This is a genomic window from Phytohabitans flavus (genome assembly GCF_011764545.1).
GTDB lineage: Bacteria > Actinomycetota > Actinomycetes > Mycobacteriales > Micromonosporaceae > Phytohabitans > Phytohabitans flavus.
In genome coordinates this window covers 7734903-7750854 of sequence record NZ_AP022870.1, presented here as the reverse complement: position 1 = coordinate 7750854, position 15952 = coordinate 7734903, and the positions used below count along the sequence as shown (strand labels likewise).

At 69.7% G+C, this 15952-nt stretch carries 12 protein-coding genes and 1 pseudogene; 8 read left to right on the top strand and 5 right to left on the bottom strand.

Annotated features, from left to right (window positions below; genetic code table 11):
• Positions 1 to 94 precede the first annotated feature (94 nt).
• Together Pflav_RS34290 and Pflav_RS34285 are read left to right on the top strand one after the other, a co-directional pair.
• Positions 95 to 907: an SDR family NAD(P)-dependent oxidoreductase gene (locus Pflav_RS34290; RefSeq protein ID WP_173040882.1), complete on the top strand. Its 813-nt coding sequence runs from the start codon at positions 95 to 97 to the stop codon at positions 905 to 907.
• Between the two features lie 108 nt (positions 908 to 1015).
• Positions 1016 to 1576, top strand: a complete 561-nt coding sequence (locus Pflav_RS34285; protein ID WP_377307617.1) for a type 1 glutamine amidotransferase domain-containing protein — start codon at positions 1016 to 1018, stop codon at positions 1574 to 1576.
• Between the two features lie 67 nt (positions 1577 to 1643).
• Here the strand turns inward: Pflav_RS34285 and Pflav_RS34280 are convergent, their stop codons facing one another.
• Positions 1644 to 2546, bottom strand: a complete 903-nt coding sequence (locus tag Pflav_RS34280; RefSeq protein ID WP_173040880.1) for a hypothetical protein — start codon at positions 2544 to 2546, stop codon at positions 1644 to 1646.
• 234 nt (positions 2547 to 2780) lie between these two features.
• On the bottom strand, positions 2781 to 4808 hold the full coding sequence (locus tag Pflav_RS34275) for a glycosyl hydrolase family 28-related protein (RefSeq protein ID WP_173040879.1): 2028 nt from the start codon (positions 4806 to 4808) through the stop codon (positions 2781 to 2783).
• Between the two features lie 129 nt (positions 4809 to 4937).
• Between Pflav_RS34275 and Pflav_RS34270 the strand changes: the two genes are divergently transcribed.
• Positions 4938 to 5546, top strand: a complete 609-nt coding sequence (locus tag Pflav_RS34270; protein WP_232072237.1) for a GNAT family N-acetyltransferase — start codon at positions 4938 to 4940, stop codon at positions 5544 to 5546.
• 44 nt (positions 5547 to 5590) lie between these two features.
• Here the strand turns inward: Pflav_RS34270 and Pflav_RS34265 are convergent, their stop codons facing one another.
• Positions 5591 to 7432, bottom strand: a complete 1842-nt coding sequence (locus tag Pflav_RS34265) for an adenylyl cyclase (protein WP_173040877.1) — start codon at positions 7430 to 7432, stop codon at positions 5591 to 5593.
• 220 nt (positions 7433 to 7652) lie between these two features.
• A pseudogene (locus Pflav_RS34260) lies at positions 7653 to 8656 on the bottom strand (NAD(P)-dependent alcohol dehydrogenase).
• A gap of 165 nt (positions 8657 to 8821) precedes the next feature.
• Here Pflav_RS34260 and Pflav_RS34255 point away from each other — a divergent pair.
• From Pflav_RS34255 to Pflav_RS34245, 3 genes are all read left to right on the top strand, one after another.
• Complete coding sequence (locus tag Pflav_RS34255) at positions 8822 to 10879, top strand: family 20 glycosylhydrolase (RefSeq protein WP_173040876.1); 2058 nt, start codon at positions 8822 to 8824, stop codon at positions 10877 to 10879.
• A gap of 169 nt (positions 10880 to 11048) precedes the next feature.
• On the top strand, positions 11049 to 11402 hold the full coding sequence (locus tag Pflav_RS34250; protein ID WP_173040875.1) for a hypothetical protein: 354 nt from the start codon (positions 11049 to 11051) through the stop codon (positions 11400 to 11402).
• Positions 11403 to 11500: 98 nt separating this feature from the next.
• The gene (locus tag Pflav_RS34245) at positions 11501 to 12421 is read left to right on the top strand and encodes an aldo/keto reductase (protein ID WP_232072235.1); all 921 of its coding nucleotides are present in this window, start codon (positions 11501 to 11503) and stop codon (positions 12419 to 12421) included.
• Positions 12422 to 12431: 10 nt separating this feature from the next.
• Here Pflav_RS34245 and Pflav_RS34240 read toward each other — a convergent pair whose 3' ends face one another.
• Positions 12432 to 13772, bottom strand: coding sequence for an MFS transporter (locus Pflav_RS34240; protein ID WP_173040874.1), 1341 nt, complete (start codon positions 13770 to 13772; stop codon positions 12432 to 12434).
• Positions 13773 to 14510: 738 nt separating this feature from the next.
• Between Pflav_RS34240 and Pflav_RS34235 the strand changes: the two genes are divergently transcribed.
• Both Pflav_RS34235 and Pflav_RS34230 read left to right on the top strand, forming a co-directional pair.
• Entirely contained in the window at positions 14511 to 15152 is a 642-nt protein-coding gene (locus Pflav_RS34235; RefSeq protein ID WP_173040873.1) for an RNA polymerase sigma factor, read from the top strand.
• A gap of 4 nt (positions 15153 to 15156) precedes the next feature.
• On the top strand, positions 15157 to 15933 hold the full coding sequence (locus Pflav_RS34230) for a hypothetical protein (RefSeq protein ID WP_173040872.1): 777 nt from the start codon (positions 15157 to 15159) through the stop codon (positions 15931 to 15933).
• The last annotated feature ends 19 nt before the right edge of the window (positions 15934 to 15952 follow it).

The window sequence follows — 15952 nt, the reverse complement described above, 5'->3', positions numbered from 1 at the left end:
GCCAAGGCGAAGGCACGGTAAATGCTTGGCGATTATCGGGAGGGCGCAGGAGGGCAGGCCGCGCCCCCGAAAAGCTACGCAGCCTCCCGGTCGGGTGCGAGACTTGGGCGTGCCCAGCACGATCATCTTGACCGGCGCTACGACCGGCATCGGCCGGGCCACCGCGCTCGCGCTCACCGGCCGCGCCAGCCACCTCATCCTGCACGGCCTCGAGCCGGAGGCGCAGGTCGGCGAGCTGCTGGGGGCGGTGCGTGCCGCGCTGCCGTCCGAGGCCACGCTGTCGTACTTCGCGGCCGACTTCAGCGAGCTTGTCGAGGCGGAGCGGCTTGTCTCGGACATCCGCGGCGTGACCGACCGGGTCGACCTGCTCATCAACAACGCCGCGCGGCCGGGTCCGCCCACGCGTACGGTCACCGACACCGGCTACGAGATCACGTTCCAGACCAACTACCTGGCGCCGGTCGTCCTCACGAGCGGGCTGCTCGATCTGATCACCGACGGCCGCATCCTCAACATCGCCTCGGCCACGCACCTCTCCGCGACGCTGCACCTCGACGACCTCACGCTGGCCCGCCATGGGTACTCGCCGTCGACCGCGTACGCGCACTCGAAGCTCGCGCTCGTCACGTACTCCTGCTGGCTTGCCACGCACCGCCCAAACCCGGCCATCGACGTCGTCAGCCAGCACCCCGGCATCATCGCGACCCGCCTGCTGCACGCGATGTTCGCGGTCGGCGGCGACCGACCCGAGCATGCGGCGGCGAACATCGCGCACGTCGCCTCGCTCCGCGACGACAACGGCACCTACTACGACGAGCGCCGTCCGGCCCCACCCAACCCAGAGGCCACCGAGCCGGCGACGCAAGACCGCCTGCACGCCGCCACCGTGGACCTACTGGCCTACTGAGGCACGCCGGCTCGCCCGGGATGGGTGAATCGCCGACGACTCGGGAGCCGGCGGTTTCCGTCGAACGCCTGCGGGAAGCCACGTATGAGCGGAGAATTGGAGGTTTTCGTGTCCGACCTGCAAGGCAAGAAGATCGCCATCCTCGCCACCGACGGTGTGGAGCGGATAGAGCTGGAGCAGCCGCGCGGGGCCCTGCATGGCGCCGGTGCGCAGACCGAGCTGCTCTCCATCCACCCTGGGGAGATCCAGGCCCGGCAGTCTGACCTGGTCCCCGCGGGCACGTTCCCGGTGGACAAGGAGGTCCGCGACGCCGCGGTCGAGGATTACGACGGACTGCTGCTGCCGGGTGGCGCCGTCAACCCCGACCGGCTACGTACGAACCAGGACGCGGTGAGCTTCGTCCGGGCGTTCGTAGCCACCGACCGGCCGGTCGCGGCTATCTGCCACGGCCCGTGGACGCTGCTGGAGGCAGACGTCGTGAGCGGCCGCCGGATGACCTCGTTTCCTAGCCTCCGCAGTGACCTGCGGCGGGCCGGGGCGGTCGTGATGGACGAACAGGTCGTGGTGGACGAGCAGTTCATCACGAGCCGGAACCCGGCCGACGTGCCGGCGTTCTGCGCCACGATGGTGGACCAGTTCGCGAAGGCCCCGCAGCGGGCGATGGTCTGACGGCATAGGTGATGTGCGGGTCCGGCTCTGGCCGGGCCCGCACGCTTAGCCGCACCCAACGCGGGCCCTATCGGATGCCGGCCTCGTGCGCCAGCACGGCCGTGGAGAGTGGCTCGACCCGGGCGCGCATATCCGCGTACGCCGCGACGGTCAGCGGGTCGAGGAAGATCCGCAACCCGCCACTGATCACGACCCCGACCGCGGAGCTCACCGCCGCCGCCGCGATGAGGGCGCCGGTGGAGGCGGTCTCCGCCGGGGCGGCGAGGCTGGCGATCGCCCCGATGGAGCCACCCACGAGCCCCGCGCCGAGGACGATCCCGAGGATCGTGGCGGTACGGGCGAGCGATGCGCCGAAGTTGCCGTGGAAGAGCTTGAAGCAGCGGCCGATGGCGTTTCCGCGCTCCAGCGCTACCACAGGTGCCAGCACGAGCGTGACCGCGAGGAAATAGAACCCGGGTACGAGGCAGGCGCAGATGCCGGCCAAGATGAGGATGCCGGAGAGGATCCCCCAGCCGAACAACGGCAACAGCCGGCCGATCGAGCCGCTCAGCGCCGCGCGGAGGTCCGGCTGAAGGCCGCACGCGGCCTCGATGACGATACGCACGGCGGCGAGGGTGGCGACCATCGTCACGATCATGGTGACCACCGCAGCGACGAGCACTAGGCCGGTCCCGGCGAAGAACACGGCGAAGTCCGGATCGCGGCCCGTCGCGACGGCGCGGTCCATGTCCCGGGTGGCGAACGACTGCCACGCCGCCGCCAAGGTCTCGACCGTGAAGGTGAGCACACCCACGATCGCCTGAAGCACGAGGATCTGCCGCCAGGCCCGTTTGGCGATCGAGAAGCCACGCTGCCACCAGCCGCCGAAGTCCGGGCTGATCAGCGGATCAGGCGGGCCGCCGGGCGGCAGCCCCCACGGCAGACCCCCAGGTGGCGGTCCCCACGGCGGACCCCCGGGCGGCGGTCCCACGGCTGCTGCGGCGCGACCCAGGGCCCGGTGTACGGCTCCGGGTGCGGCTGTCCCTCAGGCCCGGGCGGCATGGGCTCACGGGGATACGGCGGCAGCTCGGACATGGGGGCTCCGATGAACTGGCGGGGTGGTGCGGAACACGGTACCGCCCGAGCACTGATGGGTTCCGGGAGCCTGACGTACGAAGGGGCCGTGCGGTGCCATGAGCACGGCCCCCTTCGCGCTAGCCGCGCGTCACCAGGGGGACGGTGGTGCCGGCGGCACGACCGGTGGGCGGTCGTCGCAGGTGATGGTGTTGGGCAGCATCCACGGGGCGAACCACGGCCCGGTGACGCCGCCGCCGTCGTTGCCGCCGAGGTCGGTAACCCCGAACTCGGAGCCGGCCGGGGTGAAGTGGAACGAGCCGCAGTTGTTGATGCCGACCGCGCCGACGTTGCGGGCGTCCACGTTCTCGAAGGAGGCGCCGCCCGCGACCCGGGCGCTCACCACGGATGTACCCGTGCCGTCGACCCTGATGTTCTTGAACTTCACGCCCGTGATCGAGTACAGGTCCTTCACGGGCCAGTCGCTCACCAGCATGACCGCGTTGTACGTGCTGTCGAGGTAGTGGTCGCCGGTCACCTGGATGTCGGCCGCGATGCTCTTGTCCAGCGCGTAGAACCAGATCGCGCCGAGGCCGATGTTCCAGTTCAGCTCGAACGTGCCGGCCCGTACCACCGTGTTGTTGGTGATCGAGAGCTTCCCGGCAAACGGCTCGGCGCCGAAGCGCGAGCCGACGTGGATGCCGCTGCCCTCGCGGATCGGGTCGGCGACGAGGTTGTTCGATACCGTGATGTCCGTACCGCCGTAGATGGCAATGCCGTTCGCCAGTGTGGGCGTCTGCACGGTGTTGTGGTCGAACGTGTTGTTCGCGTTCGTCGTCTTCTCGGCCCACATCGCCAGGCCGTCGTCGCCGGTGTTGCGGATGAAGTTGTTGGACACCACCGAGTTGGTGACGCCGGTGTGGAAGTTGAGCGCGTCGGCGATCTGGTCGACGATCACGTTGTTGGTGATCCGCGTGTTCGTCATCGGCCCGTCGAACCACATGCCGACCTTGGTGTGGCGGATGTAGAGACCGTCGATCGTGGAGTTGCTCAACGCGCCGCCGATGCCGTTGACCTGGTCGGTGTCGATCCGCTCGCGGACGTCACCCTCGATCGTGAAGCCGGACAGGTGCACGTTGCTGCTGCCACCGTCCTTGGCGTACTTGCCGTAGAAGCCCACGCCCGTGTGCACCGAGAGGTCCGGCGCCGGCTCGGGGAGCGCGACCTCCTTGCCCTTGATGATCGTGTGCCAGCTGCCCGCGCCCTCGATCGTCACGTCGTCGACGATGATGTGGCGGTTGACCTGGTACGTGCCCGGCGGGATGTAGACCTTGAGCTTGGCCCGCTTGGCGAACGCGATCGCCCGGTCGAAGGCGTCGGACGACTCGCGGCGGCCGGTCGGGTCAGCGCCGAAGGCCAGCACGTTCGCCGCGATGAGCCGGACGTGCGGCGGGCCGACGAGCTGCGAGTCGAGCAGGTCGATGACGGTCCAGGCGGCGTTGGTGCCGGCCGGCGCGGTCAGCCGCACCCGGTCGCCGGCCCGGTACGTCTTGCCGAGCAGCAGCCGCTGCTCGTCGTAGAAGTGCATCGGGCGGAACGGCTTGCTGATCGTGGGCCGGGGCGTGGTCTCCGCCGGCACGCAGGCGCACTCGGTGATCCACCAGTCCGGGTGCAGCAGGTCCGCGTTGGGGTCGTTCGTGAACTGGTACTGGTTGTACAGCCACGCGTACTGCGACGTGAGCGTCATGGTCTTCTTGCTCTTGCCGTTGACCGTGACGTCGAGCGGCGCGGTGATGCCACCCCCGTTGGGCGCGTCGGGGATGCTGTAGCGCACGTTGATGGCGTTTGCCGTGGCGGGCAACGTGAACTCCACGTACTGGCCGGGGGCCAGCTTCACCGCCTTGCGGCCGGACGCCTCGGCCGGCAGTGAGTACGCGGCACGGTCGGGGCCGATGATCGCACCGTTGGTCGTGGCGTTCTCGGCCTCCTGCTCCAGAAAGTCGACGCTGGCGCCACGGCCGGCGACGAGGGCTGGGGCAAGGGCGGCCCGGGTCACGACCGGGGCCGGGGCGGAGCGGCCGCCTGCCGAGGCGGGAGCGGCCCCGCCTGCGGTCGCTGCCGCGGACAATGTCAACACCAGCGAACCGACCAAGGCACTGCGCTTGCGTCTGTAGGTCATCAGCACGGGCTCGATTCTTCTGAGTTCGGGAGTGTTGCGATGACGTTAAATCCCGACGCGGAGGGAGACAAGAGCCGATTGGATGACGAAAAAAGTCGTGCCGATGACGCAAGAACCGTACATCCGCTGTTGACCTACCTTCTCGCGGCAGCCGAGGGCCGGTTCCCACTCGTCGATGGCGGCTGCACCGTGCTCCCGCCGCTCCCCGGCGGGCTGGCCTGCTCGGTCGCGTTCACCGGCCACGCGCTGGTGGCCACCGCGCACCCGGCGCAGGAGGTACTTACCCGAGGGGCGGACGGATTCGGCGGCTCGGTCGCCCCAGACTTCCTCCGCTGGCTGGCCGGCCCGACCGGCTGGATCGACGCCATCGACGTCACGCTCGTCGGGCGCGGTACCGGCGGTCCCGGCCTGCCAGCACGCTTGGACGCCGAGAGCCATCCGCGCGTCCAGCACGCCAAGAGCCTGCGCCGCGACGTCCGGGTGTACGGGGACGAGCGCGGGCTCGTCACGCTCGCGGCGGGGCTGGCCGGCCGTACCGAGCTTGGCATCGAGGCGGCGCCGGCGGGCCAGGGCCGCGGCTGGGGCCGGAGCCTCCTCCGCGACGCTCTCGGCCTGGTGCCGGAGGGCGAGCCTGTGTTCGCTGGGGTGGCACCGGGCAACGCCCGCTCACTGCGCGCGTTCCTCGCCGTCGGCTTCGTCCCGCTCGGCAGTGAGGTCACCATCCGCCCCGAACGGTGAGCGGGCCGGAGCCCCGATGGCTCCGGCCCGCTCTGGTGGCGCTGTTACGGGATCGGGTACTCCGCGATGTACACGGGTGCGCCGATCCTTGTGGTGTCGGCCGCCGCGCCCACGCCGTTGACGACGTGGTCGATCGTGCCGGCGCTCAGGTTGACGGTCATGATGTTGTGCAGCTTGACGCCCGGCCGCTCCGGCACCTCGAAGCCGTTCTCGGTGTGGATGGACGGGTTGTTCTGGTTGAAGACGTAGACACCCGCGCCGTACAGCGTGTGGGTCTTCACCTTGTCGCCGACCTTGTAACCGGCGTACCCCTCGACATCGCCGTTCATCCAATCGGCCTGCGTCGGCGGGTCGTACGGCAGCTCGTTCTGGTACAGGATCACGGTGCCGCGCTCGCCGTTCCACACGGTGTTGTACCGCTGGAAGTGCTCGACGAAGAGGCCCGTGGCGGTGACGTTGTCGCCGTTGATGATCGCGCCGTACCGGCCGGTGTTGGTGTTCCACCGCTCGGTGTCGGTAAAGCCCTCGACGCCGTGGTCACCACGCCACACCCAGGTGTGGTCGATGAGCACGTTGTCGCTGTTGACCTCCAGCGCGATGTTCGTCTTGCCGACGTGCGGGCCACCGACCCGGAAGTACACGTCGTTGAGCGTGGTCGGGTTGCTCGGCGAGCTGAGCCCGAAGCCGTGCTTCTGGCCGACCCGCAGCAGCACCGGCGACTCCTTGAGCCCCGCGTCGATCGTGACACCGGCGACGATCACACCGGGCACGTCGGCGACGTCCAGCGGGATCGAGCCGTTGACCGCGGTCAGCGTGGCGTGGCCGAGGCCGAGGACGACGGTGTTGGGGCGCCAGACCTCGATGCTCCGCGCGATGTCGTACACGCCCGGGGTGAGCAGCAGGTGCTTGCCGAGCGCCAGCGCCAGGTTGATCTTCAGTACCGAGTCACCCGGCTTCGCGACGTAGAAGTCGGAGAGCGGGATCGTACGGCCCGGCGTGAGCCCGTTCGCCCACGTCACGCCGCTGGTGTTCCGGTGCGCGGACGGCACCCGGACCTGGTACTTGCCCTTCGAGTCGACGAAGAGGAACGGCTTCTCCCGGCTCAACGGCGTGGTCTCGATCGTGGTGTACGGCGGGGTCGGGAACGCCGAGTCGTCCGGTGCGCCGGTGACGCCCGCGAAGACCTGGTTCCACACGCCGTTGGACCAGCCGGCGATCTCGCTGTTGCGGGTCAGCCACTGCTGCTGCGAGCCGTTCGTGGTGGCTGGCAGGCGGGAGTCCGCGATGAAGCCGCCGCTGGCGTACTGCGGGCCAGCCGTGCAGTAGTCCATCAGGGACAGGTTGCCGCCGCCGATGTTCATGCGGCGCAGCGAAACCGCCTGGGATACGGCCCAGAAGTTCGCCGACGCCCGGCAGCCGTCCTGGCCCAGCGCGTTGATGTTGAGCGAGAGGTTGGAGAGAGTCCGCCAGAAGTTGACCAGCGCGAGGCAGTTGCTCGTGCCGCCGTTCTCCAGGCAGCGGTTGTAGACCTCGACCTTGCCGTTGATCACGACGTCGGTGGGCGAGGCGCCGAGGCCAGCGATCTCGGTGTAGTAGCCGACCTTGATTTGCAGGGGCTGCTCGGCCGTGCCGTACGTGCCGGGCTTGAACAGGAACGTGTACCTGTTCGTGCCCATCTCGGCGTTGACCTGGGCGGCGTGCGTGGCGTCGAGCTTCGCCTGGATCTCGCTTACCGGAGTGCTCGGGTCGAAGATCGTGACGTTCGGCCCGAGGATCGACGCTGGGGTGGCTGAGTGCGGTGCGGCGACGGCGGCGGTACCGCTCGCGGCGGTGACCGTCGCCAGTACGAGGCCGAGCGTCGCCGCTCGTTTCAAAAGCCTTGCCATGCGGTGCGTCCTCTCCGCTGCGTGGGCAGCGTCCGGTGGACTGGGGCATTTTGGGCACAGGCTCCCCACACGAGGAGAGCGCTCTCCCGCTATGCCCCACTTCATTCACGTCGTGGAAGAAGGGGACGCTGATGTTTCTACCGCTTGAATCGACGGAGCGCCATGCCCGTACGGGTGCCGATTTTCGTACGGGCCGGCGACAGAAAACCGTAAGGCCAGCTCAGACGGTAATGACGACCTTCGCTCGGGCGTGCTCGACCTCGAGATACCGGATCGCCTCGGGGACTTGGGCGAGCGGAAAAGTCCGGTCGATGGCCGGGAGGACCTGGCCCGACTCGATGAGCTCGCGCAGGTCGGCGAGCAGTTCCGCGGTTGGCGACATGCCGCTCAGCGTGACAAGCCTGTGGCGGACGAAACGCGATGCGACCTGCGCCTTGATCGTCAGGCCCATCGGGCCGGTCACGTGCGGCCGGCCGTTGCGCGACACCCCGCCACCAGACAGCACCACCACGCCAGACGGGGTCAGCGCCCGCCGGAGGTCGGCCAGCGAGCGGTTGGCGACAAGGTCGAAGACCATGTCGTACCGCTGCCCGTCGCGGGCGAAGTCCTCCCGCGTGTAGTCGAGCACGCGGTCGGCACCGAGCGACCGTACGAGCTCGATGTTGCGCGTGCTGCACACGGCGGTCACCTTCGCGCCGAACGCCTTGGCGATCTGCACCGCGAACGTACCCACACCGCCGGAAGCGCCGTTGATCAGCACCTGCTGGCCCGCCGTGACCCGCCCGACCTCGCGGAGCCCGAGGAGCGCGGTGCAGCCGGCCATCGGTACCGCGGCCGCCTGCTCGAATGTCAGATTGGTCGGCTTGTGCTCCATCTGGCGGTCCGGCACGCAGACGTACTCCGCGAACGCACCGTCCATGTCGCACACGTCGCCGTACACCTCGTCGCCGGGGCGGAACCTGGTCACCCCCGGCCGACCGCCTCCACCCGACCCGCGACATCGCTGCCCCGGATCTGTCGCTTGGGTCCACTGGGGCCGAATACCGAGCGCATCGCCAGCCGGGCGAGGTAGGGGTCGCCGCGCATGATGTGCCAGTCGCGCGCGTTGATCGACGCCGCGTGTACACGGACCAGTACCTCGCCGTCAGCGGGTGCCGGTTTGTCCACCTCACGCAGCGCGAGGTCGTCGGGAGAGCCGTACTTGTCCTGCACGATCGCCTTCATGACATCGATGGTGGCGAACGCCGGGCGCGACTTCATCGGTACATGGGCCGCGGCCGCACCGATCCAAGGGCCGACCGGCGGACCGTACTTAAGGACGACTCTATTGATGAACGTGCCCACAGTTAATAAAGTTATCTAATTCGGCCCTCGCCCCCGGAGGCCAGCATGAGATCTCGTTTCGCAACGGCCATCGCCGCGACGCTCGTGGGCGCCTCAGCCGCCCTCGTCGTCGCCGTCACCTCCGCCACCCCCGCCGCCGCGGCCACCCTGTCGGACGTCGTGCCCGCGCCGGCCACCGTCCAGCCGGCCTCCGGCGTGACGTACACGCTCCCCTCCTCGGCCACCATCCACGCCGCGTCCGGCGCCACCGACGTCGCGGGTTACCTGGCCACGCTGCTGCGCCGGTCCACCGGGTACGCGCTGCCGGTCGCGACCGCCGGTACAAGCCCGCCGGGCAGCGGCATCTCGCTTCTGCTGTCCGGCGCCGACGCCGCCGTGGGCACGGAGGGCTACCAGCTCGACGTCACCGCGGCCGCCGTCGTGATCCGCGCGCAGAGCGCGGCCGGCCTCTTCCACGGTGTACAGACGCTGCGCCAGCTCCTGCCGGCATCGGTGGAGAGCGCGACCGTGCAGCCCGGCCCGTGGACGCTGCCCGGCGGCCGCATCGTCGACCACCCCCGCTTCGGATACCGGGGCGCGATGCTCGACGTGGCCCGCCACTTCCACCCGGTCGCCACGGTGAAGCAGTACCTCGACCAGATCGCGCTCTACAAAATCAACTACCTGCATCTACACCTCTCCGACGACCAGGGCTGGCGGATCGCCATCGACAGCTGGCCGCGGCTGGCCACGCACGGCGGCAGCACGCAGGTGGGCGGCGGGCCCGGTGGGTACTACACGAAGGCGCAGTTCCAGGAGATCGTGGCGCACGCGGCGAGCCGGTACATCACGGTCGTGCCGGAGATCGACATGCCGGGACACACAAACGCGGCGCTCTCCTCGTACGCGGAGCTGAACTGCAACGGCGTCGCCCCGCCGCTCTACACCGGCACCAACGTCGGCTTCAGCTCGCTGTGCACGACCAAGGAGGTCACGTACACCTTCGTGAACCAGGTGCTCGGCGAGCTCGCCGCGCTGACGCCGGGACCGTTCCTGCACATCGGCGGCGACGAGGCGAGCGCGACGCCGGCCGACCAGTACGCCACGTTCGTCAACCGGGTACAGCCGATGGTCACGTCTCGCGGCAAGGCTGTCATGGGGTGGCACCAGATCGGTGCGAGCGCGGTACAGCACTCGGCCAACCGGATCGTGCAGTACTGGGGCCTCAGCACCTCGGACGCCTTGGTCAACACCGCCGTATCCCGGGGCGCCAAGGTGGTCATGTCACCGGCCAACCGCGCGTACCTCGACATGAAGTACAACTCGTCGACGCCGATCGGCCTTTCCTGGGCCGGCTTCGTGGAGGTACAGACCGCGTACGGCTGGGATCCCGGCGCCTACCTCTCGGGCGTACCCGCGTCGGCGGTGCTCGGCGTGGAGGCGCCAATGTGGACCGAGACCATCGTCACGGCGGATCACATCGAGTTCATGGCATTCCCGCGGCTGCCGGCGATCGCCGAGCTCGGCTGGTCGCCATGGTCCACTCACAACTGGGACAGCTTCCGTCTGCGGCTTGGCGCACAGGGCCCACGGTGGACCGCATTGGGAATCGATTTCTACCGCTCGCCTCAGGTGCCGTGGGCGACAATTCCCCCGACCACTCCGGCCACGACCGCGCCTCCGACAAGTACGCCGCCGACAAGCGCGCCACCCACGACCGTGCCGCCAGCTAGCGGGCTGGTAAACGGCGGTTTCGAAAGCGGCTCACTGGCCCCGTGGACCGGCACGGGCTGCTCGATCGTCACCGCACCCGTGCGCACCGGCTCGCGGGCACTCGCCGGCGCCGTCACCTCCTCCGACAACGCCCGCTGCCAGCAGGTGGTGGCCGTACGGCCGAACACGACATACCGTTTGCAAGCGTACGTCCGGGGATCCTATGTGTACCTCGGCACCATTGGTACAGGCACTTCTGACGTCAGCGCATGGACGCCGAACACGGGTGGCGCCTACTCGCCATTGGCCGTGACGTTCACTACCGGGCCGTCGACTACTTCGGTTGCCGTCTATTTGCACGGTTGGTACGGCCAAGCCAATTACCATGCCGACGACATTACACTTTCCTGAGTTGAGTGTCGCTTTTGCAGATGACGAAAGAATGATCTGTTGATGTCAATGGCTCTCTACAGGAGACGCGACTTCCTGGGTTATCGTCCTCTCTCGTACTGCGTGGGACCTGTAGTCGGCGGCGAGGCGCCGGACGCGGCCCTGCGGGACAAAGGGAGGGGTCCTGCCTATGACCCTGAAACGCGCGGCGCTGGTGTCGGCGGCCATCGCGATCACCCAGTGCCTAACCGTCAACATCCTGGTCGGAGTCCTGACCGGCGGCCAGGTCCCGGCCATCGTCAACCTGTTCACCCTCGCGATGGCGGCGGTGTCGATCATCGTCGCGGTACAGGCCGAATTCCACTGCCGCACCCAGGAACGGCTGAGTGCGCTGACCGACTTCCTCGTAAGCCGGCTGTCGGAAATCGACGACCGTACCAACGATCACAACGCCGGGTTCGTGGAAGGCTATCTGCTCAGCCACGGACGTGACAGCACCGTGCGGCCGCTGACCTCACCAGGCAACGGACGCCGCACCGACTGAACCGCCCTCACCCGCCGCCGAGCCCTCACGACGGCGAGGTGTCAGGGCCGTCGCGCCGCGGCCCTGACACCGCTCAATCTGTGGAGTACCTTCGCCGCGTGCCCCCTCCGCCCGTAACCGCCGCCGCTGCCGGGACCTGGACGCTCGCCGGTCGCACCATCCACCGGATGGGCTTCGGATCGATGCACATCACCGCCAGCCCTGACCGCGACCTCGCCATCACTGTGCTGCGGCGGGCGGTCGAGCTCGGCGTCAACCACATCGACACCGCCGCTTTCTATTTCTCTCCCGGCGGCCCACTCGACGTGGGCAGCGGCCCCACCAGGTACGCCACGGAGCTGATCCGGGAGGCGCTGTCGCCGTACCCGAATGATCTCGTCATCGCGACGAAGGTCGGGCCCGGCTACGACCCGGTGACCGGCGCCTTCCTGCAGGCCAAGACACCGGCCGCGCTGCGCGCACAGGTCGAGGAGAATCTGCGCCGGCTCGGCCGCGACCACCTCGACGTGGTCAACCTGCGGATCCTGAAGCGGCCCGGCAGCGACTCGGTGGCGGAGCGCTTCGGCGCGCTCGCCGAGCTGCGCGACGCCGGCCTGATCCGCCACTTGGGCCTGTCCAACGTGCGCCTCGACCACGTCGACGAGGCGGCGGCGATCGCGCCCGTGGCGTGCGTGCAAAACAGCTACGCCCTCGACAACGGCCGTGCGAACGACGCGCTGCTAGAGGCGTGCGGTGAGCGGGGCATCGCGTTCGTACCGTACTTCGCGATCGCCGGCGCGCGGCGCGAGGGCGGTGCCGGCACCGACCACGACGAGGCGGTACGGGAGGTCGCCCGCGCCCACGGCGTGACCCCGCACCAGGTGCGACTGGCCTGGACGCTGCACCAGGGCCCGCACGTGCTGGCCATCCCCGGCACCGGCGACCCCGACCACCTCGTCGAAAACATCGCGGCCGGCGCGCTGCGGCTCTCGCCCGGCGAGGTGGCACGGCTAGACGCGCTCGTCGTCGAGGACGCCTGAGTAGGCGGCGCTAAGGCGCGACCGCAGCCAGGTCCTTGGCCGACTCGGCCTCGGTGTCCGCGGGCGGGACGTCGAGCGGGTTGGCCAGCTCGTCCTTGGGCATCCGGGCCAGCACGATCGCCAGGACCGCGAAGGCCGTGGGCACCAAGCCGGCGACCGCGAACGTCACGCCCAGTCCGATGCCGGCGCTCACCGGGCCGGCGACCGCCATCGACACCGGCATGAAGACGAGCGAGACGAAGAAGTCGAGGCTGGAGACCCGGCCCAGCATGTGCGACGGCACTCGGCGCTGGAGCAACGTACCCCAGATGACCATCGGCGCCGAGAAGCAGAGGCCGACCACGAAGACGGCCGCGGCGATCACCCACACGTTGGCGATCAGGCCGATCAGGACGAGCGGCAGGCAGCCGATGCCCCAGAAGAGGTTCATGACCGTGAGGTAGCGGCGGGGCATCTTGAACGTCGCCATGCCGAGCGACCCGATCGCACCGCCGATGCCGTACGCCGCCATGACGATCGCGTGGTCGCCAGGGCCGCCGCCGGCCCGGTCCTTGATGACGAACGGGATCAGCACCTCGACCGGACCCATGGTCAGGAGGATCAGCACCGAGGCGAAGAGCAGCGTGGCCAGCAGCCACGGGGTGCGCACCATGTACACGAAGCCGTCCTTGAGGTCGACCACCGCGGCGCGGACCGGGTGGGCCGACTCGGCCGACTTTTCGCGACGCAACGGCACCGGGCGGACGAGCAGCAGGAAGGCCACGCCGATCGCCTCCACGACCGCGACCGCGACGATCGCCGCACCGGGCGAGGAGGCCGCGATCAGCGCGCTGGCCAGCGCCGGCCCGGCGGCCTGCATGATGGTCGGCCGCAGCATGCCCTCGACGCCGTTGGCGGCCATCAGGTCTTCCGGCGGCAGGACCGACGGCAGCAGCGCCGAGTACGCGGGGTAGGTGAACCCGTTGGCGAGGCCGACAGCGCCGGCGACCACGGCCAGGTGCCAGAGCTGGAGCAGGTCACCGACCGCGAGCGTGGCGACCACGGCGACCATGACCGTGCGTACGACGGCGACCGCCAGCAGGATGCTGCGCTGCGGCACCCGGTCGGCCAGTACGCCGCCGAGCAGCGTGGTGGCCACCATGCCACCGGCCGCGGCGGCCGAGACCAGCGAGAGCTCGGTGGGTCCGCCGCCGAGCGCGATGACCTGCCAGACCAGTGCGATCAACCAGATACCGCCGGCGAAGAGCGACATCGTGACCCAACCGGCCAGCAACCGGTACTGCCCCTGGCGGAACGGGCGCAGCGGCCCTCGCAGCCATCGCGACCCGCTCGTGGCGGTGCCCTCGCTCATCGTCAGCCCCCGTGTGGTGTGTACACCCTTCCGAGAACTATGACGACTGGCACGGACAAACTCATCGAACTTTTCCGCACTGAACGCGGACGGGTGCCGGTGGCGGGGCGTGGCTGCACGCCCCGCCACCGGTCACCCTGGTCGCTGTTCCCGGGAGGAGGAGCCGGCGGCGGAAGAGGGGGCTCCCGCCGCGAGCGGGCCACGAGAGGAGCGACCTCGCCCATCTAGCCCCTGCCGGCCATACCGGAGACCGGCGTGCGGGGCGAAACGGGCGTACCCGGCGCGTGCAAGCCGAAGACGGTGGGCGTTGGGGGGCGCGCCACCGCCCCCGGCCGGACAGCCGGGGAGCAAGGTCGAACGCCATGGTGGGCACGCTGCCGGGGTTGGTGCCGGCCGTCGTGCCGGTCGGGCGGGCGCCACCGCTCCGACCACGGCCGATAGCCGCCCCGGCCAATGTGCCCCCATTGTGGATTCCTCCCACGTGCCCACCAGGCGCTTCCAAAAGACGATGCCAACAGACCCGGTACAGGCGGCGCGACCGGTCGAACGGGCCGAGGCGGCGGGCGAAGCGGTAGCGAGTACCGACGTCTGTACACATTTCCCGTTGAGGGCTCCGATTTGGGTAACGACGTGGCGGCCACCTTGCGCGTACCCGACTCAAGATCGCCTCCTACACGGTGCTCACCGCCCTGGAAGACGGGTGTAACGTGCTGGCTCGGCGGGGTTCGACGACGGGGTATGAAGACGGACCGGACCGGCGCGACAGGAATCGAGGCTTTGGACGACGAGGAACTCGCAGGCGCCCTCGCCGACGCGGTGCGGGGAGACTCCGCGGCCTTCGCCAGCCTGTGGCGGGCGCAGCAGCCGGCGTTGCTGCGCTACCTGCGGGTGATCGTAGGCGACGCAGCCGAGGATGTGGCATCCGAAACCTGGCTACAGACGGCTCGGGCGCTACGTGACTTCTCCGGTACGCCAGCGGGTTTCCGGGTGTGGCTTTTCACAATCGCCCGCAACCGGGCGATCGACGAGCGGCGACGCGCCCGGCGCCGGCCGGAGGAGCCCCGCGACCTGACCGAGCGCGAGCTGCCCGGCGCCCACCCGGACGTGGCGAACGAGGTGATCCACCGGTCCGAGACCGACTGGGCACTCACCGTGATCGCCACACTGCCCAAGGACCAGGCCGAGGCCGTGACGCTCCGGGTGGTGGCCGGGCTCGACGTCGCGCAGACCGCCCAGGTGCTGGGCAAGCGTCCCGGCGCGGTGCGGATCGCGGCGATGCGTGGCCTGCGCCGGCTCGCCGAAAACGCGGACGTCCAGGCCCGCCGGGCCGAGTCGAGGCCGTCGCTGGACTTCCAGTCACCGCGCACGGAGGGGGTGTAACGCCGTGCCGCTCTGGGACGCATTTTCCAACGCCATGCGTGGGACACACAGGCGCCAGATCAGGCCGGACGAGGCGGAGCAGCTGCTCGCCACCGGCCGCGACCCCTCGCGCCCGGAGCTCGACCGCCTGCTCGCCGCGGCCACCGCGCCACCGCGGCCACACGAGCTGGCCGGGTTGGAGGAGGCCCTCGCCGCCTTCCAGGAGGCCGGCCGGGCCAGGCGACCCGCACCGGCGAAGCAGCGCTGGCGGGTGCTCCGCCCGCTCGCGGCGGCGGCCGCCACAGCGGTGGTACTCGTCGGCGGTGTGGCCGTGGCGGCCGAGGTCGGCTACCTGCCGGGCGTCGAGCGGCCAGCGGCGCAGGAGGGCCTTGGGCCCCGCGAGGCGCCCTCCACGACAGCTCAGGCGGGGCCCAGCGCCACGAGTGGCCCGACCTCGACCCGTACGGCTGACCCGACCCGCGGTGCCCAGACCGAGCAGCCGGGCAACTCGAAGTTGGACAGGCTTTGCCGTACCTGGGACGACCGGCGCCGGAAGGACAAGCCGATGAAGCCCCAGGACCTGCGCGAGCTCTCCGCGGCGGCTGGCGGCGAGGATCGGATCCCGGCCTACTGCGCGCCAAGGCTCCACCCACCCGGCAAGGGGCCGGCCTCACCACCTCCGCACACAGGTCCTTCCGCCAATCAGCCCTCGCCCGCACTGTCGGGCGGGGGCGATTCCGACAATGGCGACGAGGACGACGACGCGCCCAAGAATCAGAAGAAACCGAAGGAAGACGAATAAGCGGTGGCCCGGCCGTCAA